The organism is Luteimonas pelagia, assembly GCF_054776035.1.
In genome coordinates this window covers 300,922-327,816 of sequence record NZ_BAAHCG010000003.1, presented here as the reverse complement: position 1 = coordinate 327,816, position 26,895 = coordinate 300,922, and the positions used below count along the sequence as shown (strand labels likewise).

The 26,895-nt window shown below is 70.1% G+C and carries 25 protein-coding genes; 10 read left to right on the top strand and 15 right to left on the bottom strand.

Translation table 11 applies throughout. The features are described 5' to 3' along the window. The first annotated feature begins 43 nt into the window (after positions 1 to 43). Complete coding sequence (locus ACYU7H_RS10465) at positions 44 to 430, top strand: VOC family protein (protein ID WP_460814525.1); 387 nt, start codon at positions 44 to 46, stop codon at positions 428 to 430. A 31-nt stretch (positions 431 to 461) separates the two neighbouring features. On the opposite strand, the gene ACYU7H_RS10460 is transcribed toward ACYU7H_RS10465, so the two are convergent. From ACYU7H_RS10460 to ACYU7H_RS10405, 12 genes are all read right to left on the bottom strand, one after another. After that, positions 462 to 770 carry an HNH endonuclease gene (locus ACYU7H_RS10460; RefSeq protein WP_460815041.1) on the bottom strand — a complete coding sequence of 103 codons (309 nt, stop codon included), beginning with the start codon at positions 768 to 770 and terminating at the stop codon, positions 462 to 464. A 1,390-nt stretch (positions 771 to 2,160) separates the two neighbouring features. Next, positions 2,161 to 2,706 (bottom strand): hypothetical protein, encoded by a 546-nt coding sequence (locus ACYU7H_RS10455; RefSeq protein ID WP_460814524.1) that lies wholly within the window; start codon positions 2,704 to 2,706, stop codon positions 2,161 to 2,163. A gap of 69 nt (positions 2,707 to 2,775) precedes the next feature. Further along, positions 2,776 to 3,327: a hypothetical protein gene (locus ACYU7H_RS10450; protein ID WP_460814522.1), complete on the bottom strand. Its 552-nt coding sequence runs from the start codon at positions 3,325 to 3,327 to the stop codon at positions 2,776 to 2,778. 60 nt (positions 3,328 to 3,387) lie between these two features. Then, positions 3,388 to 4,002, bottom strand: coding sequence for a hypothetical protein (locus ACYU7H_RS10445; protein ID WP_460814521.1), 615 nt, complete (start codon positions 4,000 to 4,002; stop codon positions 3,388 to 3,390). A gap of 345 nt (positions 4,003 to 4,347) precedes the next feature. Then, positions 4,348 to 5,001: a DUF4124 domain-containing protein gene (locus ACYU7H_RS10440; RefSeq protein ID WP_460814519.1), complete on the bottom strand. Its 654-nt coding sequence runs from the start codon at positions 4,999 to 5,001 to the stop codon at positions 4,348 to 4,350. Beyond that, positions 4,998 to 5,657, bottom strand: coding sequence for a DUF4124 domain-containing protein (locus tag ACYU7H_RS10435; protein ID WP_460814517.1), 660 nt, complete (start codon positions 5,655 to 5,657; stop codon positions 4,998 to 5,000). The genes ACYU7H_RS10440 and ACYU7H_RS10435 overlap by 4 nt, the downstream gene beginning before the upstream one ends. A 109-nt stretch (positions 5,658 to 5,766) precedes the next feature. Beyond that, positions 5,767 to 6,468, bottom strand: coding sequence for a DUF1579 domain-containing protein (locus tag ACYU7H_RS10430; protein ID WP_460814515.1), 702 nt, complete (start codon positions 6,466 to 6,468; stop codon positions 5,767 to 5,769). Positions 6,469 to 6,544: 76 nt separating this feature from the next. After that, positions 6,545 to 7,108: an L-threonylcarbamoyladenylate synthase gene (locus ACYU7H_RS10425; RefSeq protein ID WP_460814513.1), complete on the bottom strand. Its 564-nt coding sequence runs from the start codon at positions 7,106 to 7,108 to the stop codon at positions 6,545 to 6,547. Between the two features lie 18 nt (positions 7,109 to 7,126). Beyond that, positions 7,127 to 9,700, bottom strand: coding sequence for a DNA topoisomerase I (locus tag ACYU7H_RS10420; protein WP_460814512.1), 2,574 nt, complete (start codon positions 9,698 to 9,700; stop codon positions 7,127 to 7,129). Positions 9,701 to 9,929: 229 nt separating this feature from the next. Then, a complete protein-coding gene (locus ACYU7H_RS10415) occupies positions 9,930 to 10,421 on the bottom strand; it encodes a DUF494 family protein (protein WP_460814510.1) in 492 nt (163 codons plus the stop codon). Between the two features lie 36 nt (positions 10,422 to 10,457). Further along, complete coding sequence (dprA, locus tag ACYU7H_RS10410) at positions 10,458 to 11,642, bottom strand: DNA-processing protein DprA (protein WP_460814508.1); 1,185 nt, start codon at positions 11,640 to 11,642, stop codon at positions 10,458 to 10,460. Positions 11,643 to 11,715: 73 nt separating this feature from the next. Further along, positions 11,716 to 12,876: a LysM peptidoglycan-binding domain-containing protein gene (locus ACYU7H_RS10405; RefSeq protein ID WP_460815039.1), complete on the bottom strand. Its 1,161-nt coding sequence runs from the start codon at positions 12,874 to 12,876 to the stop codon at positions 11,716 to 11,718. A 202-nt stretch (positions 12,877 to 13,078) separates the two neighbouring features. Between ACYU7H_RS10405 and def the strand changes: the two genes are divergently transcribed. The 7 genes from def to ACYU7H_RS10370 all read left to right on the top strand — a co-directional run bounded on the left by def (position 13,079) and on the right by ACYU7H_RS10370 (position 20,886). Continuing rightward, a complete protein-coding gene (gene def, locus ACYU7H_RS10400) occupies positions 13,079 to 13,591 on the top strand; it encodes a peptide deformylase (RefSeq protein WP_460814506.1) in 513 nt (170 codons plus the stop codon). 22 nt (positions 13,592 to 13,613) lie between these two features. Further along, complete coding sequence (gene fmt / locus ACYU7H_RS10395; protein WP_460814504.1) at positions 13,614 to 14,528, top strand: methionyl-tRNA formyltransferase; 915 nt, start codon at positions 13,614 to 13,616, stop codon at positions 14,526 to 14,528. A 557-nt stretch (positions 14,529 to 15,085) separates the two neighbouring features. Beyond that, entirely contained in the window at positions 15,086 to 16,378 is a 1,293-nt protein-coding gene (gene rsmB / locus ACYU7H_RS10390) for a 16S rRNA (cytosine(967)-C(5))-methyltransferase RsmB (RefSeq protein WP_460814502.1), read from the top strand. Next, complete coding sequence (locus tag ACYU7H_RS10385) at positions 16,371 to 18,062, top strand: glycosyltransferase family 39 protein (protein ID WP_460814500.1); 1,692 nt, start codon at positions 16,371 to 16,373, stop codon at positions 18,060 to 18,062. Before rsmB ends, ACYU7H_RS10385 begins: the two co-directional genes overlap by 8 nt. Positions 18,063 to 18,093: 31 nt before the next feature. Next, positions 18,094 to 18,999: a polysaccharide pyruvyl transferase family protein gene (locus ACYU7H_RS10380; RefSeq protein WP_460814498.1), complete on the top strand. Its 906-nt coding sequence runs from the start codon at positions 18,094 to 18,096 to the stop codon at positions 18,997 to 18,999. A gap of 28 nt (positions 19,000 to 19,027) precedes the next feature. Beyond that, positions 19,028 to 19,843, top strand: a complete 816-nt coding sequence (locus tag ACYU7H_RS10375; protein WP_460814496.1) for a glycosyltransferase family 2 protein — start codon at positions 19,028 to 19,030, stop codon at positions 19,841 to 19,843. Next, positions 19,840 to 20,886, top strand: coding sequence for a CDP-glycerol glycerophosphotransferase family protein (locus ACYU7H_RS10370; RefSeq protein ID WP_460814494.1), 1,047 nt, complete (start codon positions 19,840 to 19,842; stop codon positions 20,884 to 20,886). Before ACYU7H_RS10375 ends, ACYU7H_RS10370 begins: the two co-directional genes overlap by 4 nt. Before the next feature lie 12 nt (positions 20,887 to 20,898). Here ACYU7H_RS10370 and ACYU7H_RS10365 read toward each other — a convergent pair whose 3' ends face one another. From ACYU7H_RS10365 to ACYU7H_RS10355, 3 genes are read right to left on the bottom strand one after another with little or no spacing between them, the layout of a single operon-like run. Beyond that, a complete protein-coding gene (locus ACYU7H_RS10365; protein ID WP_460814493.1) occupies positions 20,899 to 22,419 on the bottom strand; it encodes a PH domain-containing protein in 1,521 nt (506 codons plus the stop codon). After that, positions 22,403 to 22,939, bottom strand: a complete 537-nt coding sequence (locus ACYU7H_RS10360; RefSeq protein ID WP_460814491.1) for a PH domain-containing protein — start codon at positions 22,937 to 22,939, stop codon at positions 22,403 to 22,405. The genes ACYU7H_RS10365 and ACYU7H_RS10360 overlap by 17 nt, the downstream gene beginning before the upstream one ends. After that, positions 22,936 to 23,883: a lauroyl acyltransferase gene (locus ACYU7H_RS10355; RefSeq protein ID WP_460814490.1), complete on the bottom strand. Its 948-nt coding sequence runs from the start codon at positions 23,881 to 23,883 to the stop codon at positions 22,936 to 22,938. The genes ACYU7H_RS10360 and ACYU7H_RS10355 overlap by 4 nt, the downstream gene beginning before the upstream one ends. Before the next feature lie 539 nt (positions 23,884 to 24,422). Here ACYU7H_RS10355 and dtd point away from each other — a divergent pair. Together dtd and rpoD are read left to right on the top strand one after the other, a co-directional pair. After that, positions 24,423 to 24,860 (top strand): D-aminoacyl-tRNA deacylase, encoded by a 438-nt coding sequence (gene dtd / locus ACYU7H_RS10350; protein ID WP_460814488.1) that lies wholly within the window; start codon positions 24,423 to 24,425, stop codon positions 24,858 to 24,860. A gap of 114 nt (positions 24,861 to 24,974) precedes the next feature. Continuing rightward, positions 24,975 to 26,855: an RNA polymerase sigma factor RpoD gene (gene rpoD, locus ACYU7H_RS10345; RefSeq protein WP_460814486.1), complete on the top strand. Its 1,881-nt coding sequence runs from the start codon at positions 24,975 to 24,977 to the stop codon at positions 26,853 to 26,855. Positions 26,856 to 26,895: the final 40 nt, after the last annotated feature.

The window sequence follows — 26,895 nt, the reverse complement described above, 5'->3', positions numbered from 1 at the left end:
CCGCCGGTCGCGACATGGCCGGTGTGAGTGGAGGACCGGAATCATGTTGTCCGACGCTTCGGTTACGACGATGCTTCCCGTGAAAGACATGGCGCGTGCTCGTGCCTTCTACGAAGGTGCACTCGGCCTGGAGCCACAGGGCTTCAAGCCTGATGGCAAGTTCGTGTACGTGGTGGGCGGATCGACATTGGCCTTGTTCCCAAGACCAGAGGGGACCAAGGCGGAGCACACTGCGATCAGCTTTCGTGTGCCCGACATTGAGGCAGCCATCCGCGTGCTTAAGGCGGCGGGCGTCACATTCGAGGACTACGACTTCCCCGACTTCAAGACGGTGAATCACGTCTGCGTGCTGGGGGCGGAGAAGGCGGCTTGGTTCAAGGATACGGAGGGGAACTTCCTCTGCATTCACGAGGACTTGCCGCAGGCTTGAGCTAGCGCGAGGGCGAGGCCTGCCGCCTGGGTCAAGTGGTGTCGCGAATCGGCGCCGGCTTGAAGGATTTGTTAGGCGTGCCTGCGGGTAAGCGCGAGTGCCATTTTCCGGCCCCGCAGCGCCGTCGCGCGTAAGCTCGAAACATGTCTGGGTCCGCAGGGACCCGAAGGCGGCCACGTCGCTGATTGCAGCACCAACACGCAGCGGCGATATTCTCCACGCGAAGGGTGCCCCCGAGCGACCGAGGCTGCAGGTGCTCAGCTGTGCATTGGAACTGGCGAGCTTGTTTTTCAGAAAGCAGATGACGTTGCGCGAACGCCGCGCAGTCGTCCTGCCACATGGGCTGGGCGCAGTAGCAACAGAGACCGCCTTGGGCCAGGAATGCGGCAGCGCGCTTCTTTGAAAGTCGAGTCATTGGCAGCTCCAAGTCATGAACGTGGAGCGCTCAGAAGCGACCCAAGACAGGAGCCAGCGACAACAATCGACTGGGCCGAGCCTCTAGAGAGGCTGGGCTTGCCCGGTGGCAACGAGGCAAATCTCGCATTGGGGCGGCACGCCGTCAAGCTTGGCTAAGCCTGCATTAAGGGTGCCGCGAAGCGGCATCCCCTTGAACGAATTGTTAGGTGGCGGCCGCGCCGCTACCGAAATGCAGCGGCTCAGCCGGATACTTTGCATGCTTCCAGATTGCCCTGCAAAGAAATTCAAGACTCCAACTGAACTGTGAAAGATCAACGAGGGGGTCTTGCCGCTGCTCAGATAGTGGTGTTTCGCTCAGAGGCTCCGCTAGCCTTATCTTGGATACGTTACCGAGAGAAGTCTGAGACTGTTCGATAATGAGTCCAGCTACCGACCTATTAGCACTCATGGGAATGCGATGCAGCATCTCATTACGAAGATGCCCCATCCTTCGTAACCATCGTGGAGCCGTCTTGGATCCAAGTGCATGGAGAAGGGCGTGAACCATGGGATTCGATCCATGACGCTGGTTCAGGGGCTTCTCAATCCACTCTTCAAGTCGCGACAAGCTGTCTATTCGATCCGGCGCTCCGATATGCATGGCAGCAATTACTGCAACGTGATCCCGAGCAGAGGAAAGCTCTGAAGCAAGGGAATGAAAGTCAGCATAGAGGTCTTGCAGAGCAGCATTGGAGAACCAGGTACCGGGAGCTCTTTTTTCAGCTAGCGCCCAGTTCAGTTGATCGTGGTAACCGTTGGAGACGTCTCGTAGGCGGAGCGCAGCTGCTTTTAAGCTCGCACTCACATATGACGCTGCTTCCGCGTATCTCGTGTCACCGGCTTTAGCCGCTTGATGTCCGATCGTCGCCCAAGAATCAGCTGCGCCCAATCCGTTCTGCGGGTCTCGCTGGCCAAACTCCCATACATCCATGGATGGCGAGTTGGTCCCTGATACGTACCTGATGCATGCACCTAAGTACCTGAGACCGCACTCTTTCGTGGCGAATGCAAGGTGATCCTGAGGCGTCTTAAAGACAATTGCATCTGAGTTCTTATTGTCAGATACGGGAAACAATGCCCATCCAAGACTGGTGGCTGTGCCTTTGAGGCCGCCCGAGAAGTGAACTTCCTCTGTTGCGTAAGACTTCCCAATTCTTACGCTTGAAATTTCTACGTCCATTACGCCTCTAGTCTGGCGAGCGCCCAAGATCTCACCCGCCATCTCACGGTTGAGTTAAGTAGTGCCGCGAAGCGGCTTCGGCTTGTATGGATTCTTAGAGGCCACTCCGCGGACTCTCCGCTCTGAGAGCAGCCTCCTTTGCTGATTTGATCGTGTAGTTTGGCAAGTTGACCTCGGGCAAGCCAAGAAGCTGCTGGAGATGAGTAAGAATCTGCCAAACAGCATCTACTGCTTGGGCGAGCCGCTTGCCGGTGATGTCGGCTTGGCGCCAGATTTCCTTAGGGTCAAGCACGCCGTCTGGATCAATGTGGAAATGCGTCTTGTCACGGATGAACTTTAGTTTTTGAGCAACGATCAGAAGCTCATCTAGATCAATGCCGGACTCCTTTGCGAAGTCCTTGACGCGCTTTTCGTGGGTCCGGTAGATGTACCAGAACGATGCTGACCCACTACTCAGGTCGAAAACCTTGAGGCAATGGGCGATGTAGTCGTTGAAAAGCCCGGTGTAAGCCGAGTGCAGAAAATAGTGATAGACCGGTTTGGCCTGCTCAATGCCTTGAAGTGACGTGCGGTGGATGATCGCCCATTGTAGTTCGGCAAGATTACGGCCAATGGCCTTCTTGTACTTGGGCGAATCCATTAGTCTCTCAGTGGCCTCTAACACCAGAAACTAAGTCGACCCGCGAAACGGGTCGGCTTGAATGATTCGTTAGATCTTAGCGACAGCATCGCGCAGCGGCTGCAGCGCCCTGAGGATCACGCGTGCAATGGCCATGAGTTGCCGGAGAGAGGCAGCATAACCGCCGATGGAGAGTGATGTCTCAAGATCATGAAGAGCCTTTTCCTTCTCTGATCGTGGCGCTCCAGCGTGAACGGCGCCGACAATGTTGGCCTCGAACAGAATGATATCTCGAACCGTTAGGGCATGGCCGTTAACAATTGTGACCAGCTTTTGGAAGAATTGGTCTCTTGAAAGGGTGACTCGTGGACGAAAAGGTGGCGAGGTTTCTGGGTCTAAGCCATCTTGTACGGACCAAACAACTGGCACCGCGCTATCAGCCCTTGGATCATCGTGATGGACTGTTTGGAAAAAGATCTTGATGCGGTGTTCTTTGTTAATACGATCCACTAATGGATGATCGTCAAGGAACAGCTTGCGTAGCAGGCCGGAGATTAGAAGGATCTCGTAAGGATCTGTCTCGCGTAGGCGGCGCTCGAGATCAGCGAGAGTTTTTAGAAACAGGGTCTCGTTGTCGATCATTCCAAGGGCTAGCGCCTGAGTTAAGGGTTGCCGCGAAGCGGCATCCCCTTGAACGAATTGTTAGCCCTTGCCGAGGTGTTCGCGCATCTCTGCTTCGATGCCCGCCGCAGCAAGAGCCATGCGATTACTGAAGTCGTTGTCCTTCGATTTGGGGGAAGCCGATACGGTGCTGCGTATCTGCTTGCCAAAAGCCGGGTCGGTGCGGAACGAGTCACCGCCGTGCGCCTTGTCATCTATAAGCTCACCGATTGCGACGAAAAGCTCCGTCACCATTTTGCGCAAGACATCCGTCTTGTTTCGAATATTTGCACCCCACAGCGCCTCAGCCTCCAACGCTTGGGTGTCGAACTCAAGTGCGGCGTCTTTCACCGGCTCCCAGCGATTCTGGTAGACGTGGGCCCAAGCCTTAGCTTTTTCTTGCGCGTCCGGGGTACGCGACTCGTTAAACCCATCAGGGAACTCATTGCCTGTCACCAACGGCGACCTGCAAGAAGCAATTTCGTCACGGAGTCGGTAAGTAGCCCTGGTGAGCGCGCGCGCAGCGTCAAATGCCGCTTTGCCGGTCAACTCCGTGTGCCACTTGTTGATGCCGCGGACTGCGACAAAAGCCGTCGCCGCTGCTGCCACGGCGAGAACAATGTCTTTGATTGCGGTGATGATCTGGCTGGAGTCCACAGGGGCTAACTACTTTTCGACCCCAGAGTTGGGGGTAAGGGCGGAGTCTGTTCGGTGGGCAGGGGTGGGTCAAGCCGCTGACCCATTGAGCGAAGGGCATTCGCTGCAGGCAACGCGTTGCCTCGGAAACCCGCCTAAGACGGTCGCATCGCCTCGATAACGATTGGCGCGGCAACCTTACTCTGGCTGCGGGGGGCCGGCGCCACACGCGGCGGTTGGGGCGACCGTCTTGTTTCCGGACTCGATTCCTTCGCGATCGGCGAAGTTGGCAGCGCAGGCCAATCACGCCACCCCGGTATCCGCCGGGCCGCATCGCAGCCCCACACCCCGCGTTATCGGGGCCACCTACCCCTTGTCGCAGGTGCTGTTCGCCAAAATCGCCGCCCATTTCTCGTACTCAACCCGGCGGTCGTCGTCGCGGGCGCCCGCGAACTTCCAGCGGAACTCCGCCTCGTCGACGCGGCGGCGCCATGAGCGGCAGAGGTTCTCTTCCGGGATGGCGGCGCAGGTGTCCACGCGCTTCTCGCAGGCGCCGGCACTGCCGCGGAGCGGGCGGCCGTCCAGGCCCACCAGCTGGAGCGGGGCGCAGCGTTCGGTGGGGGTGGTGCTGTCGGTGAGGTAGGTCTCGTCGTCCCAGGTGCGGCACTGGTACAGCGGCGGCGGGGGCGTGCGTTCGCCCTCGGGCACCGGGGCGGGCACCTCGTCCTCGAGGCGGGCTTCAAGCGCCGCGTCGCGCGCGGCCTGCTCGACGGCCACGATGTCGGGCATGCGTTCGATGCGCGGCACGTAGGCCGGCAGCGCGGGCGGCGGGTCGATCACCTGCACGGTCTGCCGCGCGCCCTTCGGGCAGGGCGTGTCGTTCTGGATCGTCACCGCGCCGGTGGCGTCGGTGCAGCGGTAGATGCGGATGCCGGCCTGCGCGTGGGGCGCACCGCCGGGGGCGAGCAACAACAGCAGGGCGAGCGTGGCGGCGGCGGCCGCGGCGGTCGGTCGGGTCATCGGCAGTCGTTGTCCCTGCGCGCCTCGAGTGCGCGGCGTTCGTCGCGCAGCACGTCGCGCTCGGACGGCATCGCGGCGATGAAGCGGCGGTTGATCTCCGCCAGGCGGTCGTCCAGCCGCGCGCACACCTCGGCCTGCGGCAGCCGGTAGCAGCGGTCGCGCACCCAGGTGCCGCCCGGCGCGCCATGCACCACGGCGATCGGCGGGTCGCCCGGGCGCGCGGGCGGGGCGCCCACGCGGTCGCCCAGTGGGTTGCGCGGAATCACCACCGGGTAGCCCAGCGTCCACCACGGCACCCAGCGCGGGTCGCCCTCGGGCGTTTCGCTGGCGTAGCGGGTGCCGTCGGGGCGCACGCATTCGTACATCGGGCGCGGCGGCGCGCGGTACACGACTTCGCGCTGCACGGTGGGCGGTGGCGTGTCGGTGGGTTCGACCGTCGCCGGCGGTTCGCGGCCGGGCGGCGGATCCTGCGGGCGCAGCATCTCCACCGTCGACTGCGTTTCGCCCTTTCGGCACGGCGAGTCGCGCAGCGTCAATCGCCCCTGCGCGTCGGTGCAGCGGTAGATGGTGATCTGGCCGGCATCCTGCGCGGGCGCGGCCGAAGCCGCGCCGACAAGCAGCACGACGACGCAGGCAAGGGCGGGGCACGTGCGCATCGCCGGCATTGTGCGCCGGCGGGCCATGCGCGGGAACCGCGGCGCCCGGTGGGGTGCTGAGCGGTTCAGGCGCGGGGGCGGGCGGTCCGCGCCGCGTGCGTGCCGCGCGTCAGTCGGCCGGCGGCGTTTCCACGCGCGTCTCGATCTCGATCTCCACGTCCTCGCCGGGCGCAGGCGCGGGCCCGGTGCGGGTGAACGTGATCTCCATCGTGCGCGCTTCCTGGCCCTCGCGGGTCTCGTACATCTCCATCACGTGGCGGTCGTTGCCCTCCACGCGGATCACCTCGCGGATCGGCACCGGCGCGCCGTCGGCCATCGGGTCGGGCATGATGCCGGTGAAGGTGTAGGTGCTTGTGGCGGCGTCGTAGGTGCCGGTGCTGTTGAACGTGCCGGTCGACATGTTGTCGATCCAGCTGTTCGTGTACTTGCCGGTGACGTTGTCGAAGCCGGTGTGCGCGATGCCCTCGAACGGCTGGCCCATGAAGGTGCCGTGGTAGGTCATCCGCACCTGGCGGCCGCCGAGGATGCCGGTGCTGACGGCGGTGGCGGTCTGCGCCATCGGCTCGGCGCCCGGTTCCATCCACATCTTCTGGTCCGCCCGCCAGGTGCCGGCGAACTGTTCGACCAGGCGCGCGTGTTCGGGGCCGGGGGTGGCCGACTTGCGCCAGGCCTCCATCATCGCCTGCATCTCGGCGCTCATCTCCGGCGGCGCGGCGTCCTGCGCGAAGGCGGCGGGCGCGGCCAGCAGGCAGGCCAGGGTGGCGGACAGGAGCGTGGCAGGCAGCAGCGTGGCGGACGGGGTCGTGCGCATGGCGGTCTCCTCGCGGGTCGGGGCGCCGATCCTACGCCCGCGCGGGGCCGTGTTCATGCCGCGCCGCGGCAGGCGCTCAGAGGCGGAGGGCCTCGCCAGTGGCGGCATCGCGGATGGAGGTCGGGCGCGGCTGGGTGCCGGTGCGGCCTTCCAGCACGCCGTCGAGGGCGGCGTGCAGCACCGGGTCGAGTTCGCCGAGCTCGCGGGCCGGCGGTTCGCCCGCGGCATTGGCGCTGGTCGAGACCAGCGGCCCGCCGAATGCGCGGCACAGCGCGGCCATGCCTTCGTGCGCGGTCACCCGCGCGGCCACGCCGGCATGCGCGCCGGTGATCCAGCGCGGCACCCTGGCGGTCGCCGGCACGATCCAGGTGTTGGGCCCGGGCCAGCTTTCGCGCACCGCCGCGACGCGGTCGCGCGGCAGCGCGGCCCAGTCGAGCACGCCGTCGAAGCACGTTGCGTCGTGGGCGACCAGGATCAGGCCCTTGTCCACCTCGCGCCGCTTGATTTCGAGCAGGCGCAACACCGCGTCCTCATTGAACGGATCGCACGACAGGCCCCACACCGCCTCGGTCGCGCAGGCGATGACGCCACCGCGGCGCAGGGCGGCGGTGGCGGCATCGAGGTCGATCGTGCGCGGCATGGCGGGGCGGGCGCTGGCCTAGAACGGGGCGTCCGCGTCGGCGTCGGCCTTCTTGACCACGCGCTTCTTGCCAATGGACGTTGTCGGCTTCGGAGTGAGCAGCGGCTTGGCGGGCTCGGGCGCGTCGCTTGCGGTGGCGCGCGTCGCCTTCTTCGCGGCCGCCTTCTTCGTGGCCTTCTTCGCGGCCTTCTTCGTCGCCTTCTTGGCCGTCTTCTTGGTCGCGGACTTCTTGGCGGCCGTCTTCTTCGCTGCGGACTTCGCCGGCGCCTTCTTCGCCGCGGCCTTCTTGCCGAAGCGCCCGCGCGCCGGCTTGCCCGTTTCCTCGAGGAACTTCAGCGCTTCCTCCAGCGTCAGCGACGCCGGCTCGCGGTCCTTCGGGATCTTGCCGTTGAGCTTGCCGTCCGACAGGTACGGGCCATAGCGGCCGTTGAGCACCTGCACGTCGTGGCCGTCCCATTCCTTGATGATGCGGTTGCGGACGATCTCTTCCTTTTCCTCGATCAGGAACACCGCGCGCGCCAGGTCGATGGTGTGCGGGTCGTCCTCCTTCTTCAGCGAGGCGTACGTCGCGCCGCGCTTGGCGAACGGCCCGAAGCGGCCGATGCCGACGGTGACGTCCTCGCCGTTCGACTCGCCCAGCGTGCGCGGCAGCTTGAACAGCTCCAGCGCGTCCTCGAGCGAGATCGTGTGCATGCTCTGCCCGGGGCGCAGCGAAGCGAACTGCGGCTTCTCCTCGTCCTCCACGCTGCCGATCGCGGCGTAAGGCCCGTAGCGGCCCAGGCGCACGCTGACCGGCTTGCCGGTCTTCGGGTCGGTGCCCAGCTCGCGCGCACCGGTCGCCTCGGAGCGGTCGACCGACTCGATCTTGTCCTCGACCAGTTCTTTGAACGGGGCCCAGAACTTCTCCATCAGCGGCACCCACTCCTCTTCGCCGCGCGAGACGGCGTCGAGCTCGTCCTCCATCTTCGCGGTGAAGTCGTAGTCCACGTACCGGGTGAAGTGGCTGGACAGGAAGTTGCTCACCGCGCGGCCGACGTCGGTCGGACGGAAGCTGCGGCCCTCCATCTCCGTGTACTTGCGGAACAGCAGGGTCTGGATGATCGACGCGTACGTCGACGGCCGGCCGATGCCGTACTCCTCGAGCGCCTTGACCAGCGCCGCTTCGGTGAAGCGCGGCGGCGGCTGGGTGAAGTGCTGGTCCGCGTGGATGCGGTCGAGCGGCACGCGCTCGCCCGGCTTCATCGCCGGAAGCTTGCGGCCCTCGTCGTCGGCGTCGGCGGCCTTGGCGTCCTTGCCTTCCTCGTACACGGCGAGGAAGCCCGGGTCGACCACGGTGGTGCCGCTGGCGCGGAACGCGTGGTCGTTGCCGGCGGCCAGTTCCACCGACACGGTGTTGAGCGTGGCCGGCACCATCTGCGAGGCGACGGCGCGCTTCCACACCAGTTCGTACAGGCGGCGCTCGTCGTCGGACAGGAAGCGCGACACCTGCTGCGGCGTGCGCAGCGCGGAGGTCGGGCGCACGGCCTCGTGGGCCTCCTGCGCGTTCTTGGATTTCGTCTGGTAGAAGTTCGGCTTGTCGGGCAGCGCCCTGGTGCCGAAGTCGCGCGCGATCACGTCGCGCATTTCACCCAGCGCATCCTGCGACAGGCTCACCGAGTCGGTACGCATGTAGGTGATCAGGCCGACGGTGCCCTCGTCGCCGATCGCCACGCCCTCGTACAGCTTCTGCGCCACCTGCATCGTGCGCCGCGTGGTGAAGCCGAGCTTGCGTGCCGCTTCCTGCTGCAGCGTGGAGGTCGTGAACGGCGGCGCGGGGCGACGCTTGCGTTCCTTGCTGGCGACGTCGGTGACCTGCAGCACGCCGTTGGCGGCCTGCACCAGGCGCTTGCGCGCGGCCTCGGCGGCCTCGCCGTCGGTGACGGTGAATTGCTCGAACTTCTTGCCGTCCAGCTTCACCAGCTTGGCGGTGAACGCCTGCTTCGGGTGCGCGCACTCGGCCTCGACCGTCCAGTACTCGCGCGCGACGAAGGCCTCGATCTCCTCCTCGCGCTCCACGATCATCCGCAGCGCCGGCGACTGCACGCGGCCGGCGGACAGCCCTCGCTGCACCTTGCGCCACAGCACCGGCGAGAGGTTGAAGCCGACCAGGTAGTCCAGCGCGCGCCGCGCCTGCTGCGCGTCGACCAAGTTGTCGGAGATCTTGCGCGGCTGCGCCATCGCCTCGCGGATCGCGCGCGGCGTGATCTCGGTGAACACCACGCGGTGCAGGTCCTTGTCCTTGAGCAGGCCGCGCTCGCGCAGGATCTCCACGATGTGCCAGCTGATCGCCTCGCCCTCGCGGTCCGGGTCGGTCGCCAGGAACACGGCCTCGGCCGACTTCACCGCCTTGGCGATCGCCGCGACGTGCTTCTCGTTCTTCTCGATCAGGTCGTAGCGCATGGCGAAGCCGCGCTCGGGATCGACCGCGCCCTCCTTCGGCACCAGGTCGCGCACGTGGCCGTAGGAGGCCAGGACGTTGAAGTCCTTGCCGAGGTACTTGTTGATCGTCTTGGCCTTGGCGGGCGACTCGACGATGAGGAGGTTCTTGGCCATGGGGGGCGGAGGTTCCGGGGCGGGGCCGAAGCGCCCCGTGAAGGGCGCCGGCGGGCGGCGGGCCGGGTGGCGCGCCGCGGACGCGGAGAAGGCGACGCCCGCGGCCTGGGGCCACGGGCGTCGGATGCGTTCCTATATTTAGTGGTGTCACGCCCCGGGCGGGGCTGTCAAGCGCCGCGACGGGTGGGCGTGGCGCGGGTCGCGGTCTGCGGCGCCGCGCCGGGGCCGGTCAGTGCACCGGCTCGGGCTCGTCCATGAACATCTGGGTTTCCATCCAGGCGTAGGCCGCCTCGCTGCCCGGCTGGTTGAACAGGACCATCAGCACCACCCACTTGAGGTCGTCCAGGTCCAGCTCGTCCTGGTCCAGCGCCAGCGCGCGGTCGAGCACCAGCTCGCGCTGGTGGGCGTCGAGCACGCCGTGCTGCTCCAGGTACAGCAGGAAGCCGCGGCAGTCGGTGTCGAGCTTGTCCAGCTCGGGCCCGAAGTACACGCGCATGGGGCCGTCGATCCGCGGCGCGGACGCGCTCGGGCGCTGCTCGGCGAGCGCGTCGAGCCAGTCGAAGGCCTTGTGGATCTCGGCGGTGCTGAAGCCGGCGCCGGTGAGTTCGTCGAACAGGGGGCCGGCCCGGAGGGCGTCTCGGTCGCCGACGGGCGGCGGGTCATCAACGGTGAAGTAGTGCTCGAACAGGTACAGCAGGACGTCCAGGATGCTCTCTTTCATGGCCCTCGGCCTGCGCCGCGATGGGCGCCGTGCGGGTCAGGATGCCTTCCGGGTCGCAACGCGGCTCCAGCGTCCGTGGTCGTTGGCGACCCGCCCCTCCAGCTCCATGGCCAGCAGCATGGAGGACACTTCGGCGGCCGTCAATCGGGTTCGTGAGACGAGTGCATCCATATCCGTTGGGTCGTGGCCGAGGGCGCGCCACAAGCGGTCGTGGTCGGGGTGGGGCGGCACCCGAACGGCGGCTGACGCACCATGCGCCGGCGTCCGGAGCGCGAAGGCCGGCGGCGCGTTGTCGTCGAGCCGGTCGCGCAGGGCCCCGGCCAGGGCCGCGGCGGCGGGGGCCAGGTGGTCGACGACCTCGCCCGGGGTTTCGACGAGGAGCGCCCCGTCGCGGATCAACCGGTGGCAACCGCGGGCCATTGGGTTGGCGATCGAACCGGGCAGGGCCATGACCTCGCGGCCGGCGTCCGCCGCCAGCCGGGCGGTGATCAGCGAGCCGGAGCGCCAGGCCGCCTCGACCACCAGCGTGCCCAGCGCCAGCCCGGCGAGGATCCGGTTGCGGGCCGGGAACTGCGCCGCCTGCGCGGGCGTGCCGGGCAGGTATTCGCTGGCCACCGCACCCTCGGCGGCGATCCGCTCGAGCAGCGCGGCGTTGGGGCGCGGATAGGCGATGTCCGGCCCGGTGCCGAGGACGGCGACGGTGGCGCCGCCGGCGTCCAGCGTGGCGAGGTGCGCCGCGGTGTCCACGCCCGCCGCGAGGCCGCTGGCCACGCCCAGGCCCGCTGTGGCGAACGCGCGGCTGAAGGCGGCCGCATGGTCGCGGCCGCCGGCCGTCGGATTGCGGGTGCCGACCACGGCGACCAGCGGGCGCCAGGCCAGCAGCGGGTCGCCGGCCACGAACAGGGCCAGCGGCGGGCGGACGCCGTTCGCCAGCAGCGGCGGGTAGTCGGCGGCGCCCCAGCCCACGACGTGGTGGCCCTCGGCGGACAGCCATCGCAGGGCATGCGCAATTACGCCCGCGTCCGGCCGCGCGAGCTGCCGCCGCTGCTTCGGGTCCAGGCCGTGGGCCCGCCACGCCCGCGGACCAGCGCGCAGGACCGCGGCGGGGTCGCCGTCGTGCGCGTCGAGCAGCGAACGGCGCGGCGCCAGTGGCCCGCCGGCGGCGACCAGGCGCACGAGCGCCTCGGGATCGGTGGATTCGCTCGGTGTCGGGACGGGCATCGCGCCAGCGTCCCCCGGAAACGGCGACGGCGCCCTCGGGCGCCGTCGCGGTGTCGCGTCAGGGTTCCCGCCGTCAGTAGGGCGCGTCGGGGTGCTTGAGCTCGTAGCCGACCTGGGTCTGCTTGACGCTGTCCATCACCAGGCCGTAGCTGACGCGGTCGAAGGTGCGGAAGACCATCACGTGTCCCGCGTACTCGTCCGGCAGGCGGACCTTGTCGCGCCAGTCGACCGAGTAGTTCGGGCGGTCGCGGCCGTACTCGACGGTGTCGACGACGTTGCTGCCGCGGCGCCAGATCGAGAACACGGTGCCGTTGTCGATGCCTTCGCGGGCGCCGCCGGAGATCGCCACCACGTCGCGCGGGCCGGCGGTCTTGAGCATGCCCGCCACCGCCATGACCTGCAGGCGGCCGTAGTCGAGCTGGCGCGCCGGCGGGTGCGGGAAGAACTGCAGGTCGTAGGGCTGCGCGTCGACCGGGATCAGGCGGTCGCCCACCCGCACCTCGACGTCGCGGCCGTCCAGCAGCAGGGTCGCGGCCTCGATGCCGCCGACTTCGCCGCGGGTGATCGTGCCGGCGTTCACCCGCACCATCTCGTAGCCGAGGAACTCCTGGCCCTTGTCGGGGAACACCACGTTCGACCAGTAGCGGCCCCAGTCGAGGTGGGCCTTGCCGCGGAAGTCCAGGTCGGTCTGCTGCATCAGGTCGCAGCACATGCCGGAGCGGTCGATGTGCGTGTAGCGCACCGTCGGCCGCACCACGAGGTAGCGCTGGCCGGGCTGCGCGTCGGGCAGGCCGCGGACGTAGGCGAACTCGTTGTCGGTGGTGCGCAGGCGGTCCTCCTCCAGGCCCACCACGTAGGGCAGGTGCTCGAAGGAATCGACCACGCGCAGGTCGCGCAGGAACTTCTCGATGTCCGAGAGCGGGATCGCGCCGATCGGCGCCGCCTCGCGCGGACCCTCCTCGACGACCAGCCGGTCGAGGTAGGCCAGCGAGATCACGTCGCCCGGGTAGATCAGGTGCGGGTTCGCGATCTGCGGGTTGGCCTGCCAGATCTCCGGCCACAACCACGGGCGCTGGAGGAACCGGCCGGCGATGTCCCAGAGGGTGTCGCCCTTCTGGACCACGTACGTGTCCGGATGCCCCTCCCGGAACTGCTGGGCGGCGGCATAGCTGGCGACGGTGAGCAAGGCGACCGCGCACACCGTGCGCAGCCCGTGAGAAAGGCGCTTAAACATGACGGCCATCTACCTGATTCCCCTGCAGGTGCGGGCACTATAGCCCAGAAAAGGCGGCCGCTTGCAAGCCGCCCGCGCTACAATCCTGCCCCTGAACCGGGGCGCGCCGCGCGCCCTGACGGGCCCCGCGACTTGCGGTTGTGACGGCCGCCACCATTTCGATGGTGCGCCCCCCGGACCGCCTTCGAACCGAGTCACCGCCATGGCACTGCTCGACATCCTCGAATTCCCCGATCCGCGCCTGCGCACCAAGGCGGTCGACGTCGACCCCGCCGAGGTGGCCGGTGCGGACTTCCAGCGCCTGCTCGACGACATGTTCGAGACCATGTACGCCGCCCCGGGCATCGGCCTGGCGGCGAGCCAGGTCGACGTGCACAGGCGCTTCATGGTCATCGACGTGACCGAGGAGAAGAACCGGCCGCTGGTCTTCGTGAACCCGGAGATCCTGGAGCGCGCCGGCGAGCAGGTCTGCCAGGAGGGCTGCCTCTCGGTCCCGGGCATCTTCGCCGACGTGACCCGCGCCGACAGCATCAAGGTGCGCGCGGTCGGCCGCGACGGCCAGCCGTTCGAGATGGAGGCCGACGGCCTGCTGGCGGTCTGCATCCAGCACGAGATGGACCATCTCGAGGGAAAGCTCTTCGTCGACTACCTCTCGCCGCTCAAGCGCGAGATGGTGCGCAAGAAGCTGGCCAAGGCGCGCAGGCACGCGGCCTGACGGCCGCGCCCGCGCTTCCCGCATGAGGATTGTCTTCGCCGGCACGCCGGAGTTCGCCGTGCCCTCGCTGCGCGCGGCCGCCAACAAGGCCGAGATCGTCGGCGTGTACACCCAGCCCGACCGCCCCGCCGGGCGCGGCCGCGGGCTGCAGCCCTCGCGGGTGAAGCAGGCCGCGCTCGAGCGCGGCTTCGAAGTCTTCCAGCCCGGGACGCTGCGCAACGACACCTCGCAGGCGGCGCTGCGCGCGCTGGCGCCGGACCTGATGGTGGTGGTCGCCTACGGCCTGCTGCTGCCGCAGGCGGTGCTCGACATCCCGACCTACGGCTGCTGGAACGTGCACGCCTCGCTGCTGCCGCGCTGGCGCGGCGCGGCGCCGATCCAGCGCGCGATCGAGGCCGGCGACACGCAGACCGGCGTGTGCCTGATGCGGATGGAGAAGGGCCTGGACACCGGCCCGGTGCTGCTGCGCCAGGCGATCGACATCGGGCCGCAGGAAACGGGCGGGCAGTTGCACGACCGGCTGGCCGACCTGGGCGCGCGGGTGCTTGCCGACGGCCTCGGCCTGCTGCGCGCCGGCATCGTGCCGGCGGCGGTGCCACAGCCGGCGGAGGGCGTGACCTACGCGCGCAAGATCGAGAAGGCCGAGGCGGCGCTCGACTGGACGCGCCCGGCCATCGAGCTGGCGAACAAAGTGCGCGCGTTCAATCCGTGGCCGGTGGCCGAAGCGCAGCTCGCCGGCGAGCGCGTGCGCATCCACGGCGCGATCGCGGTCGACGGGGTGCGCGCGGGTTCGCCTGGCACCGTGCTGCAGGCGGGCCGCGACGGCATCGACGTGGCCTGCGGCGACGGCGCGCTGCGCATCCGCGTCCTGCAACGCGAAGGCGGCCGCGCGATCACCGCCGCCGACTACCTCAACGCCCGCCGCGACCTGGCCTGACGCGGCAGTCCCCCTCCCCGTGGGAGCGCCTCTACAGGCGCGATGGGCGAGCGGCGGAACCACACGCGCACGCGCCAAGCCACACGTCCGCCACAATCCGGCGTCCGCGGTTCCCGGACCCGATCGCGCGCGTAGGCGCGCTCCTACAGGCGCATCGGGCATCCGGGTCGCGAACGTTCCGGCCACGACGCCGTCATTCCGGCGGAGGCCGGAATCCATTGTTCGCGGGCGCCGGATGCAATCGCGCGCGTAGGCGCGCTCCTACAGGGGGTATCGGGCATCGGGGTCGCGAACTTTCGGCCACTACGCCGTCATTCCGGCGCAGGCCGGAATCCATTGTTCGCGGGCGCCGGATGCAATCGCGCGCGTAGGCGCGCTCCTACAGGGGGCATTGGGCATCGGGGTCGCGAACCTTCGGCCATTACGCGGTCATTCCGGCGCAGGCCGGAATCCATTGTTGGCGGGCGCCGGATGCAATCGCGCGCGCAGGCGCGCTCCTGCATGGTGGCGGCGGGTGGGTGGTTCCGGGGGCGGGGGTCGCGGGCGACAATGCGCGGATGGAAGGCGTCCGTCCCCGGGTGATCGCCGCACAGGTGCTCGATGCCGTGCTGCATCGCGGCCGCTCGCTGCGCACCGAACTCGCCGCGAAGCTGCCGACGATCGCCGATGTCCGCGACCGCGCGCTGGTCGAGGCCATCTGCCATGCGGCGCTCCGCCACCACGCGCGCTACGCCGATGCGTTGGCGACGTGGATGCCGAAGCCACCCGGTCGGCGCGACGCTCCGCTGCGTGCGCTGCTGTACGCCGGATTCGCGCAGCTCGATCCGCTCGGGCTGCCGACGCACGCCGCGGTGTCGGCGACGGTGGACGCCGCGCGCCAGCTCGGCCGCGCGCACCAGTCGGGCCTGGTCAACGCCCTGCTGCGGCGCGCCGTGCGCGACGGCCTGCCGACGGTGGATCCCGCGGCGCAATGGCCGGCCTGGCTGCGCGACCTGCTCGCGGCCGACTGGCCCGGCGATGTCGAGGCGATCCTGGAGGCCAGCGCCACCGCCGCACCGATGTGGCTGAGGGTGAATGCCCGCGCGACCACCCGCGACGCGTACCTCGACCGCCTGCGTGAGGTGGGCATCGAAGCGGCCGCGGTGGCGGGCTTGCCCGACGCGATCCGCCTCGCCACGCCGGTGCCCGTCGCGGCGTTGCCCGGGTTCGACGACGGCCTGGCCTCGGTGCAGGACGGCGCGGCACAGGCGGTCGCCGATGCACTGGCCCCGGCGGCCGGCGCGCGCGTGCTCGACATGTGCGCGGCCCCGGGCGGCAAGGCGGCGCACCTGCTCGAACGCGATCCGTCGCTGCGCCTCGTCGCGCTCGACGTCGACGGTGGCCGCCTCGACCGCGTGCGCGCCACGCTCGCGCGCCTGCACCTCGATGGCACGGCCGACCTGCGTGTCGCCGATGGCGCGACGCCGGAGTCATGGTGGGACGGCACGCCGTTCGACGCCGTGCTGCTGGACGCGCCGTGCTCGGCGACCGGCATCGTCCGCCGGCAGCCCGACGTGCTGCTGCATCGCCGGCCGTCCGACCTCGATGCACTGCGCGACCTGCAGGCGCGGCTGCTCGATGCCGCGTGGCGCGTGCTGCGCCCGGGCGGCACGCTGCTGTACGCGACCTGCTCGATCCTCGCCGACGAGAACGCGCGCCAGGTCGACGCGTTCCTCGCGCGCACGCCGGACGCGCGTACCGACCCGCTGCCGGATGCGTTCGGTCGCGTCGCGGGCCCGGGCCGCCAGCGCCTGCCGGGCGAAGGCGGCATGGACGGGTTCTTCTATGCGAGGCTGCGACGCGATGGCTGACCCCGCGGCACCGCCGATGGCATCGCGCCGCGAGTGGCTGCTGTTCTGGATCGTCGCCTGCGTCGTGCTCACCGCCGGCCTGGGCCTGCGCGATCCGTGGCCGGCGGACGAACCCCGGTTCGCGCTGGTCGCCCGGCAGATGCTCGAGAGCGGCCAGTGGCTGTTCCCGATGCGCGGGGATGTCCTCTACCCGGACAAGCCGCCGCTGCTGATGTGGCTGCAGGCCATGGCGATGGCGTTGACCGGCGAACTGCGCGTCGCGTTCCGACTGCCGACGCTGCTGTCGGCGCTGGGCACGCTGTGGCTGGTGCGCGATCTCGGCGCGCGGCTCTGGACGCGCGAGGCCGGCGCGGCCGCGGGCTGGGCGCTGCTGTTCGCGTTCCAGTTCACCTACCAGGCGCAGCGCGCGCAGATCGATCCGCTGCTGGTCTTCTGCACCACGCTGTCGCTGTACGGGCTGCTGCGGCACCTGGTGCGCGGGCCGGACTGGCGGATGTGGATGCTGGGCTGGTTCGCCGCGGGACTGGGCGTGCTGGCGAAGGGCGTGGGCGTGGTCGCGCTGCTGGTGCTGCTGCCCGCGGCGTTCGTCGCGTGGCGCGGGTGGCCGGGCGTGTCGGCGATGCGGCCATCGGGCTGGCGGTTCTGGCTCGGTCCGCTCGCGCTGCTGTTGCCGGTGCTGGCGTGGCTGGTGCCGATGCTGCTGGCCGTGCATGCCAGCGGCGACCCCGCGCTGCAGGCCTACGCCGACAACCTGCTGTTCCGGCAGACGGCCACGCGCTACGCCGAACCCTGGCACCACCGGCAGCCGGCCTGGTACTTCGCATGGGTTGCCGCGACGCAGTGGCTGCCGGCCGTCGCGGCGGTGCCGTTCGCCTGGCCGGCGTGGCGCGAGTCCCTGCGCGCCCGTGATGCGCGGGTGCTGCTGCCGCTGGCCTGGATCGGCCTGGTGCTGCTGTTCTTCAGTGCCAGCGCGGGCAAGCGCGAGGTCTACATCCTGCCCGCGCTGCCGGCGCTGTGCCTGGTGCTCGGCCCGTGGCTGGCCGGCATCACGCGGCGCCCCGCCGCGCGCCGGCTCGCCCTCGGCATCGCCGGGTTGCTCGCGTTGCTGCTGCTGGCCGCGGGCGTGATGGCGCTGGGCGGTTCGCCTTCGTTCGAGGCGCGGTTCGCGGCCGAGCGGGGCGTCGATGTCGGGACCACCCATGCGCTCGGCCTCGTCCTGCTGGCCATCGCCACGTGGATCGCAGGTTGCCTCCTGTGGTTCGGTCGACGGCAGGCGGTCGCGGGCCTGCTGGCCGCGCTCGCCGGGCTCTGGGTGCTGGTCGGCTGGGGCGGTGCGCCTGTCCTCAACGACGCGTCCTCCTCGCGCGGGCTGATGCGCGAGGTGGGCCGGATCATCGGGCCCGGCGCGGAACTCGGCCTGGTCGCCTGGAAGGAGCAGACCCTGCTGATGGCCGACCGGCCGGCGCGCACCTTCGGTTTCACCGTGCCGCTGCCGGTGCAGTGGCGCGCGGCGCGCGCATGGCAGGCCGAAGCGCCCGCGCGGCGCTGGCTGCTGCTGGAGGACGATGCGCTCGGCGGCTGCGTCGACCTCGACCGCGCGCGCCACGCCGGCCGCGCCAACCGGCGCGACTGGTGGCTGGTGCCCGCGGCCGCGGTGCGCCCGGACTGCGCGCCGGCGCCTTGATCACGGCGCGCGGCGCGGCGAGCATCCCCGCATGCAACTTCACTACTGCCGGATCGAAGGCGGCAACTTCGGCGACGACCTGAACCTGTCGCTGTGGCCCGCGCTCTTCCCCGACATCGCCGGATCCCATCCCGAGGTGCGCCTGTACGGCGTCGGCACGGTGCTCGGCGGCGACCAGCCGGCGGGCCCGAAGGTCGTGCTCGGTTCGGGTTGCGGCTATCGGGACGCGCGCGCGCTCGGCGACGACTGGCGGGTGTACTGGGTCCGCGGACCGGGCACCGCGCGACGGCTCGGGCTGGACCCGGGGCTCGGCCTCGGGGATCCGGCCGTGCTGTGGGCGGGGCTGCGCGATCACGTGCCCACGCCGGGCCGCGTCGGCTTCATCCCGCACTTCCGCAGCCTCCAGCGGTTCGAATGGCAGGCCGTGGCGGACGCGGCTGGCGTCGCGCTGGTGGATCCGCGCGGCGCGCCCGACGCGGTGGCCGCCGGGCTCGCCGGGTGCGAGCGGGTGCTGTGCGAGTCGCTGCACGGCGCGATCTTCTGCGACGCGATGGGGATCCCGTGGCGCGCGGTGGTGCTGGCGCGTCGCTTCAACGACTTCAAGTGGCGCGACTGGCTCGACACCCTCGGCATGCCGCTGCGGCCGGTGGAGATGCCGGTGGAACTGCTCGAGCGCCTGTCGACGGCGAAGGCGCTCGGCAACCGGCTCGCCCGCCTGGCCGACCGCGGCGGGCCCGCCGCGCGCAACCACCTGCGCCCGACCCGCGCCGCGACCGCGGCGGACCGCGACGCGGCGGCCGCGACGTTGCGGGCCTGGGCCGCGGACGCCGCCGCGTTCACCCGCAGCGACGCCGGCGTGCGCGCCCGGCGGCGCGACGCGATGCGCGACCGCTGCGCCGCGTTCGCCGACGACTTCGGCCTGCGCTTCGCGGGCTGAGCCCCGCCTGCCGGTTACCATCGCCGCCATGCCGACCCTGCCGATCAGCCTCGTGGTGATCACCCACAACGAGGCCGCCAACATCGCCCGCTGCCTGGACAGCGTGCCGTTCGCGGCGGACAAGGTGGTGGTCGACAGCGGCAGCACCGACGACACCGTCGCGATCGCGGCGGCGCACGGCGCGCGCGTGGTGCACCAGGACTGGCTCGGCTTCGGGCCGCAGCGCAACGCGGCCTCGGAACACGCCGCGCACGACTGGATCCTGGCGCTCGACGCCGACGAGTTCCTCGAGCCGCCGCTGGTGGCCGAATTCGAACGCCGGCTGCCGGAGCTCCTCGAAGGCGACGCCGCGGTCGGTATCCTGCGGCGCAGCACCTGGTACATGGGCGCGCCGATGCGCTGGTACCGGCCGATGGTCGGCGAGAAGCTCGCGCGCCTGTACCACCGCGGCCGCGCGCGCTGGACCGACGCACGCGTGCACGAGTCGCTGCGCTGGGACGGTCGCGCGGAAGACTTCGCCGCGCCGTTCCACCACCTGCACAACCCGACCCTGCCGCACAAGCAGCTGAAGGTGCTGCGCTACGCGGAGCTCAAGTGCCGCGACTGGCACGCGAAGGGCCGGCCGCCGCGGGTCTGGATGGCGCCCTTGGTCTACCTGGCGGCGTTCCTGAAGGACTGGCTGCTGCGGCTGGCCATCCTCGACGGCTGGCGCGGTTTCGTCGTCGCCCACGTCGCCGCCAGCTACGCGATGTACAAGCGGCTGCGCTACTACGAGATGCACCGCAACCCGGAATCGATCGCGCAGGGTCGCGACATCCTGGTGCGGCACGGACTGGACCGATGAACGACGCCAAAGAGGGCAGGCCCCGCTACCTGATGTACGGCTCGGAGCGCTACGCGCTGGCGATCCTGCGCCCGCTGCAGGCGGCGATCCGCGCGCGCGGCGGCGAGACGGCCTGGTTCTTCGACGGCCCCGGCGCGGCCGACCTCGCCGCCGACGAGCGGCTGCTCGACGTCGAGGGCGTACGCCGCTGGAAACCGCGCGCCGTGGTGACGCCGGGCAACCACCTGCCGCACTTCTTCCCCGGGGTGAAGGTCGAGGTGTTCCACGGCTTCGACGCCGGCAAGCCGCGCCACATCCACGTGCGCGGCTTCTTCGACCTCTACTGCACGACCGGCCCCAGCGACACCGCGAAGTTCCAGGCGTTGGCCGACGAGCTCGGGCACTTCAGCGTCGCCGAGACGGGCTGGCCCAAGCTCGATCCGTTCGCGGCGCAGTTCGGCGCGGTCGAACCGGTGCGCACGCCGCCGGTGATCCTCTACCACTCGACGTTCTCGCCCTCGTGGAGCGCCGCCGAGACCCTGCACGACGAGGTGCGCCGCCTCTCGCGCGACGGACGCTTCAAGTGGATCGTCACCTTCCACCCGAAGATGAACCCGGAAACGGTGGCGAAGTTCCGTGCGCTGGAGAACGCGCACCTGCGCTTCGCCGACGACGACAACATCCTCGACCTGTTCGGCCGGGTGGACATGATGTGTTCGGACACGTCCTCGGCGCTCAACGAATTCCTGCTCACCGGCAAGCCGGTGGTGACGTTCCGGAACCGCCGCCCCGGCCCGCAGTTGATCGACATCGACGACCCGGCGGCGTTCGAGCCGGCGATCGAGCGCGCGCTGTCGCGGCCGCCGGAGCTCATGCAGGCGATCCGCGACTACGCGGACGCGATCCATCCGTACCGCGACGGCCGGTCGAGCGAGCGGGTGATCGACGCGATCGAGGCGTTCATCGCCGCGGGCGGGCGCAACCGCCGCGCGAAGCCGGCGAACGCGTGGCGCAAGTTCCGGCTGCGGCGGCGGATCGGGTACTGGGGGCCGGCGCGCTGGTAGCGCGCCGCGGCCTCACCAGCGCAGCGGCCGGCGCGCGAGTTCCGCGGCCAGCCGGTCGTGCAGCGTCCGCGCCTCCGCGACCGGCAGGAACCGCACCTGCAGGGGCGGCGCCAGCGCACCGGCGCCGGCGGTATCGAACGCCAGCGTGGCGGTGCCGCAGCGCCGGTCGAGCGGGGAGCGCCGCAGCTGGAGCGCCTGCAGCTTGTCGAGTTCGGCGAACCGCCAGTGGCGCGACCACCACCCGCCGCGCACCGCGACCAGCGCGTCGTTGACCGACCAGGCCAGGCGCCGCGCATGCTGGCGCGAGGTCCACGCCGACCACGCCAGCCACCCCAGCGCGAGCAGGCCCCAGGGCCCGAAGCGCCAGCACAGCGCGGCGGTCGCGGCGAGCACGAAGGGCACGCCCGGCAGCCAGAGCCGCCACCAGTGTTGTTCGCCCACCGGCGTCCACGCGAGCAAGCCCCAGCCCGAGCGCGGCAGCAGGTGCGCCACCAGGGCGTCGCAGGCGGCCGGCGGCGCGATCGGCGCGACCTCGCGCAACGCGCGCTGCTCGTGCTGCTGCTCCTCCGACACCGCGGTGTCGACCTCCAGGCTGCGACGCGCGAACAGCCGGTGCAGCACGCCCTCGCGCAGCGTCCAGGCCTGGATCCGGCGGCGCGACGCGCTGGTGCGCCAACGCTGGAGCAGGCCGCGCTCCACGGTCAGGCGACGGCCCTGCTCGCGCAGGGTGAAGCCGTGGTACTGCAGCAGCGCCAGTGCGATCGACAGCAGGCGCAGGACGGCCACGAACAGCAGCGCCAGGCTGGCCCCGGCCACGACGTACTCGACCGGGCCGAAGGCGCGCGCGTCGGCCCAGCCGAACAGCGCCTGGCCCCAGGACTCGAAGAGATCCGGCAGCAGCTCGGGACTGACCTGCCACGAGGCGCCGAACGCGGCGGCGAGCAGGATCATGCCGCGGTTGGACACCAGGCCCAGCTTCACCACCTCCGCCGTGGTCAGCGCCAGCAGCGGCACGCCCGCGTCTTCCGCCGGCGCGGCGTCCCCGGTCGCCGCGACCGCGCCGCGGCTGCGCACCAGCCGCTCGAGCGCGAGCGCGTCGCCGAGCCGCAGAACGCGCATCTCCGCCTCGGGCTTCTTTCCGCCCGCCGACTCGAGCCGGACCTCCGCCACGTCGAACAGCCGGTGGAGCAGCGACTGCTGCAGGGCCACGTTGTGGATCCGGGCGAACGGGATGACCCGCACGCTGCGTTCGAGCACGCCCTGGCGCACCACCAGTGCGTCGCCGGCCACGCCGTAGCGGTACGTGACGTACTGCCACGCCGAGTACGCCGCCAGCGCGGCCACGCCCACCAGCGACCACCACTCGTAGCTGTTGCCCCGGCCGAGGAACACCAAGGCCAGCAGCGGGACGATGAACTGCCGCAGCTGCGCGATCAGCACGAACAGCCACGACATGGGATGCAGCCGGCGGTCGGCCGCGGTCGCGTCGGGCGGTGCGGGCACGGGCGCGCCCGGGTCAGTCGTCGTCGCCATGCTCGACCTGTCGGGACAGGGCTTCGCGCAGGCGCGCGGCGTCGCCGTCGTCCATGTTCGGCACGGTCACCGAGCTCTGGCTCGTGCCGGCGGTGTGCACCACCAGGGTCGCGAGCCGGCGCTGGCGCTGCAGCGGGCCGCGCTTCACGTCCAGGTGCTGCACCCGCGACGCGGGCACGCGCGTCTCCTTCTGCCAGAAGCGGCCCTTGCGCAGCGCCAGCCCGTGGCGGTCGTGCCGCCATGCGGTGTAGCGGTACTGCTTGCGGCCGAGCCAGGCGCCCACCAGCGCGCCGGCGAGCAGGCCCGCCAGCGCGGCGGGCCACCGCGCCGGCAGCCAGCCGGCGTCCACCAGCCAGAGGTGCGCGTGGAAGAAACCGAAGGCCGTGGCGGGCAGCGCGAAGGCGGCGGTCGGCCCGAGCAGGAACAGCAGCCGCGCGCGCGCGGGCAGGGCCTGCCAGCCGGTGTCTTCCACGGCGGTCGGATCGACGGGGGGTGCGGGAACGGGTGCGGTGTCGCTCATCGGCGGCGTCGGGCCTCGAGGTCGCGGTAGGGATTGTCCTGGCCACGGCCGGACGGCCGCAGGGTGTAGCGCTTGTAGGTCCACTGGTACTGCGACGGGTCGCGCCGGGCGATGGCCTCGACCGCGGCGTTGAGCGCGGTCGCGGCGACCACCGGGTCCGGGTCGGCGACCGCCGCCGGCGCGGGCGCGACGTGGACGGCGAAGCGCGGGCCGTCGCCGTCATCGCCCGTCCGTTCGCACCAGGCGAACAGCACCGTCGCGCCCGTGCGCGCGGCCAGCCGCGACAGCAGGGTCATGGTGAGCGCCGGCACGCCGAAGAACGGGGCGAACACGCCGTCGCCGCGCTTGGGCTGCTGGTCGGGGAGGATGCCCACCACGCCGCCGGCCTGCAGCCGCTTGAACAACTGCCGCATCGCCGGGCCCTCGGCGCGGACCTGCACCACCCGCCCGGCGATGTCCGCGCGTGCCCGGCGCAGGAACGCCTCGCCCAGCGCGGACTCCGGCGGCCGGTACAGCACCGCGATCTCGGTGCGCGCGGCCAGCCAGCGGTTCAGGAGTTCCCAGTTGCCGAAATGCGGCGCGGCCACGATCACGCCCGGCCCGCCGTCGCGGGCGCGGGCCAGCGCGGCATCGAAGGCGTCCGCGCCATGCGCCTCGCGGACGAGCGCGAGGGCGTCGGCGGCCGGCCGCGTCCACGCCTGCAGGGTGTCGAGCGCCTGGCGGGCGGTGCCGAGCAGGATCGCGTCGCGCAGGGCGTCGCGTTCGGCCGCCTGCAGGGCGGGATAGGCGAGCGCCAGGTTGCGCTCCGCCACCCGCGCCTCGCGTGCGCCGAGCACCCGCCACAGTCGCGCCACCCCGCGCGCCACCCCGCGCTGCACCGCCCACGGCAGGCGCGCGGCCAGGGCGGCGGACGCGTGGAGCAACCGGGCGGCGGCATCGGGCATCGCGCCAGTGTAGCGACGCCCCCCGCGCGGGCGCCCCCCGTCGTTCGCGCACCGCCGGGGTGACCCCTGTCGATCGCGCACCGCCGAAGTGACCCCTGTCGTTCGCGCACCGCCGGGGAGTCCCTGTCGATCGCGCACCGCCGAAGTGACCCTTGTCGTTCCGAACGGAGTGAGGAACCTGCTTCTGCCTTGCCGGGCGAGGTCCGGTGCACGGGGGAAAAGCAGGTCCCTCGCTGCGCTCGGCACGACAGGCCGCGGGGGGTCTGCGCGGGTGGCCGAGAGGCACCTGTCGTTCCGTAGAGGCACCTGTCCTTCCGAAGAAGCACCCTTCGTTCCGAAGAGGCACCTGTCCTTCCGAAGAAGCACCCTTCTTCCTAGGAAGCACCTGTCGTTCCGAACGGAGTGAGGAACCTGCTGCTGCTTTGCCGGGCGAGATCCGGTGCACCGGGGAAAAGCAGGTCCCTCGCTGCGCTCGGCACGACAAGGGGGGCGTGGGCGCGCCGGATGGCTTAGGCTGGCCCGCCGCCACGGAGGTGCCGATGCTCGCCCTGGTCCAGCGTGTCAGCGAGGCGGGCGTGCGGGTGGATGGCGAGCCCGTCGGGGCGATCGGTCCGGGCATGCTCGCGCTGGTCGCGGTCGAGCCCGGCGACGACGACGCCACCGTCGCGCGCATGGCCACCCGCCTGCTCGGCTACCGGATGTTCGCCGACGACGTCGGCCGGATGAACCGCTCGCTGGCGGACGCCGGCGGCGGGCTGCTGCTGGTCAGCCAGTTCACCCTCGCGGCGGACACCCGGTCGGGCATGCGCCCGGGCTTCAGCACCGCCGCCGCGCCCGACGAGGCTGAACGCCGCTTCAACCAGTTGGCCGCGGCGTGCCGGGAACGGCACGCCCCCGTGGAAACCGGCCGCTTCGGCGCCCATATGCAGGTGGCGCTGGTCAACGACGGCCCGGTCACCTTCCTCCTGCGTGCCTGAGACGGCCCGGGAGGGCGGCTTGCGGACCCGCCGTCGGCCGTCCCGCGACGGCGCTCCCGTGCCCCGCTGGTATAATGCACGGTTCACTTCTACCCCAAACCGGTGGCGCAGCCCATGGCCAACGAACGTCAGGCCCCGCAGTCCGACATCAAGCAGCTGATCAGCAAGGGCCTGGAGCAGGGCTACCTGACCTATGCCGAGGTCAACGACCACCTCCCCGACGACGTCGTCGATCCGGAGCAGATCGAAGACATCATCGGCATGATCAACGGCATGGGCATCGAGGTGCACGAGGTCGCGCCCGATGCCGAGACCCTGCTGCTCTCCGATTCCTCCAGCAGCCGCGACAACGACGACACCGCCGCCGAGGAGGCCGCCGCGGCCCTGACCGCGCTCGACACCGAGGGTGGCCGGACCACCGACCCGGTGCGCATGTACATGCGCGAGATGGGCACGGTCGAGCTGCTGACCCGCGAGGGCGAGATCGCGATCGCCAAGCGCATCGAGGAGGGCCTGCTGCAGGTCCAGGCCTCGCTGGCCGCGTTCCCGTGGTCGATCCAGCTGTACCTGGAGGAGTTCGAGCAGCACAAGGCCGGCAAGCGCCGCCTCAACGAGATCCTGACCGGCTTCAACGACTTCAGCGAGGAGATCGCCGAGCCGACCCCGCCGCCGGCCGCCAAGGCCGCCGCCGCGAAGAAGGACGACAAGGACGACGAGGACTCGGACGACGACTCCGACGACGAAGATGACGACGACAGCAGCGAGGAGACCGGCCCGACCGGACCCGATCCCGTCGAGGTCGCCGAGCGCTTCGAACAGCTGGCCACGGACTACGCGAAGTTCCAGAAGGCGCACGCCAAGCACGGCCAGGACCACAAGTCGGTGGTGAAGCTGCGCGAGCAGATGGCCGAGCAGTTCATGGCCTTCAAGATGCCGCTGCCGATGACCGAGAACCTCGTGCGCAAGCTGCGCGAGGTGGTCGGCGAGATCAAGGAGCACGAGCGCCGCATCCTCGACCTGGCCACGCGCGTGGCGCGCATGCCGCGCAAGGACTTCATCCGCGCGTGGGACGGCAACCAGACCAACCTCGAGTGGGTCGACGAGCTGCTCAAGCGCAAGCAGAAATGGGGCTCGGGCCTGCGCGACGTGCGCGACCAGATCATCGCCGAGCAGGAAGCGACCATCGCGGTCGAGGAAGCGCTGTACCTGAAGCTGCCGGACATCAAGGAGATCAGCCGGCAGATGGCCTACGGCGAGGCCAAGGCGCGCAAGGCCAAGAAGGAGATGGTCGAGGCCAACCTGCGCCTGGTGATCTCGATCGCCAAGAAGTACACCAACCGCGGCCTGCAGTTCCTGGACCTGATCCAGGAGGGCAACATCGGCCTGATGAAGGCGGTCGACAAGTTCGAGTACCGCCGCGGCTACAAGTTCTCGACGTACGCCACCTGGTGGATCCGCCAGGCGATCACCCGCTCGATCGCCGACCAGGCGCGCACCATCCGCATCCCGGTGCACATGATCGAGACGATCAACAAGCTCAACCGCATCTCCCGCCAGATGCTCCAGCAGTACGGCCGCGAGGCCACGCCGGAGGAACTGGCCAAGGAGATGGACATGCCCGAGGACAAGATCCGCAAGGTCATGAAGATCGCCAAGGAGCCGATCTCCATGGAGACCCCGATCGGCGACGACGAGGACTCGCACCTGGGCGACTTCATCGAGGACACCAACGCCGAGTCCCCGATCGACAACACCACCAACATCAACCTGTCGGAGACCGTCCGCGACGTCCTGGCCGGCCTGACCCCGCGCGAGGCCAAGGTGCTGCGCATGCGCTTCGGCATCGACATGAACACCGACCACACCCTCGAGGAGGTCGGCAAGCAGTTCGACGTGACCCGCGAGCGCATCCGCCAGATCGAGGCCAAGGCCCTGCGCAAGCTGCGCCACCCGAGCCGGTCGGAGATGCTGCGGAGCTTCCTCGACATCGAGTGACGCCGGGCGGCGGCTGCCGCGCCCACGCGACCGCGACCGG

Bases quoted from the DNA above. Each gene is read 5' to 3' on its own strand.
- ACYU7H_RS10405 (WP_460815039.1), bottom strand. From the start codon at position 12,876: ATGTTTAAGCGCCTTTCTCACGGGCTGCGCACGGTGTGCGCGGTCGCC.
- ACYU7H_RS10465 (WP_460814525.1), top strand. From the start codon at position 44: ATGTTGTCCGACGCTTCGGTTACGACGATGCTTCCCGTGAAAGACATG.
- ACYU7H_RS10450 (WP_460814522.1), bottom strand. From the start codon at position 3,327: ATGATCGACAACGAGACCCTGTTTCTAAAAACTCTCGCTGATCTCGAG.
- ACYU7H_RS10370 (WP_460814494.1), top strand. From the start codon at position 19,840: ATGAACGACGCCAAAGAGGGCAGGCCCCGCTACCTGATGTACGGCTCG.
- ACYU7H_RS10375 (WP_460814496.1), top strand. From the start codon at position 19,028: ATGCCGACCCTGCCGATCAGCCTCGTGGTGATCACCCACAACGAGGCC.
- ACYU7H_RS10460 (WP_460815041.1), bottom strand. From the start codon at position 770: ATGTGGCAGGACGACTGCGCGGCGTTCGCGCAACGTCATCTGCTTTCT.
- ACYU7H_RS10435 (WP_460814517.1), bottom strand. From the start codon at position 5,657: ATGCGCACGTGCCCCGCCCTTGCCTGCGTCGTCGTGCTGCTTGTCGGC.
- dtd (WP_460814488.1), top strand. From the start codon at position 24,423: ATGCTCGCCCTGGTCCAGCGTGTCAGCGAGGCGGGCGTGCGGGTGGAT.
- ACYU7H_RS10415 (WP_460814510.1), bottom strand. From the start codon at position 10,421: ATGAAAGAGAGCATCCTGGACGTCCTGCTGTACCTGTTCGAGCACTAC.
- fmt (WP_460814504.1), top strand. From the start codon at position 13,614: ATGAGGATTGTCTTCGCCGGCACGCCGGAGTTCGCCGTGCCCTCGCTG.
- ACYU7H_RS10455 (WP_460814524.1), bottom strand. From the start codon at position 2,706: ATGGATTCGCCCAAGTACAAGAAGGCCATTGGCCGTAATCTTGCCGAA.
- ACYU7H_RS10425 (WP_460814513.1), bottom strand. From the start codon at position 7,108: ATGCCGCGCACGATCGACCTCGATGCCGCCACCGCCGCCCTGCGCCGC.
- ACYU7H_RS10440 (WP_460814519.1), bottom strand. From the start codon at position 5,001: ATGACCCGACCGACCGCCGCGGCCGCCGCCGCCACGCTCGCCCTGCTG.
- def (WP_460814506.1), top strand. From the start codon at position 13,079: ATGGCACTGCTCGACATCCTCGAATTCCCCGATCCGCGCCTGCGCACC.
- ACYU7H_RS10385 (WP_460814500.1), top strand. From the start codon at position 16,371: ATGGCTGACCCCGCGGCACCGCCGATGGCATCGCGCCGCGAGTGGCTG.
- ACYU7H_RS10380 (WP_460814498.1), top strand. From the start codon at position 18,094: ATGCAACTTCACTACTGCCGGATCGAAGGCGGCAACTTCGGCGACGAC.
- ACYU7H_RS10360 (WP_460814491.1), bottom strand. From the start codon at position 22,939: ATGAGCGACACCGCACCCGTTCCCGCACCCCCCGTCGATCCGACCGCC.
- rpoD (WP_460814486.1), top strand. From the start codon at position 24,975: ATGGCCAACGAACGTCAGGCCCCGCAGTCCGACATCAAGCAGCTGATC.
- ACYU7H_RS10365 (WP_460814493.1), bottom strand. From the start codon at position 22,419: ATGGCGACGACGACTGACCCGGGCGCGCCCGTGCCCGCACCGCCCGAC.
- ACYU7H_RS10430 (WP_460814515.1), bottom strand. From the start codon at position 6,468: ATGCGCACGACCCCGTCCGCCACGCTGCTGCCTGCCACGCTCCTGTCC.
- ACYU7H_RS10420 (WP_460814512.1), bottom strand. From the start codon at position 9,700: ATGGCCAAGAACCTCCTCATCGTCGAGTCGCCCGCCAAGGCCAAGACG.
- dprA (WP_460814508.1), bottom strand. From the start codon at position 11,642: ATGCCCGTCCCGACACCGAGCGAATCCACCGATCCCGAGGCGCTCGTG.
- rsmB (WP_460814502.1), top strand. From the start codon at position 15,086: ATGGAAGGCGTCCGTCCCCGGGTGATCGCCGCACAGGTGCTCGATGCC.
- ACYU7H_RS10355 (WP_460814490.1), bottom strand. From the start codon at position 23,883: ATGCCCGATGCCGCCGCCCGGTTGCTCCACGCGTCCGCCGCCCTGGCC.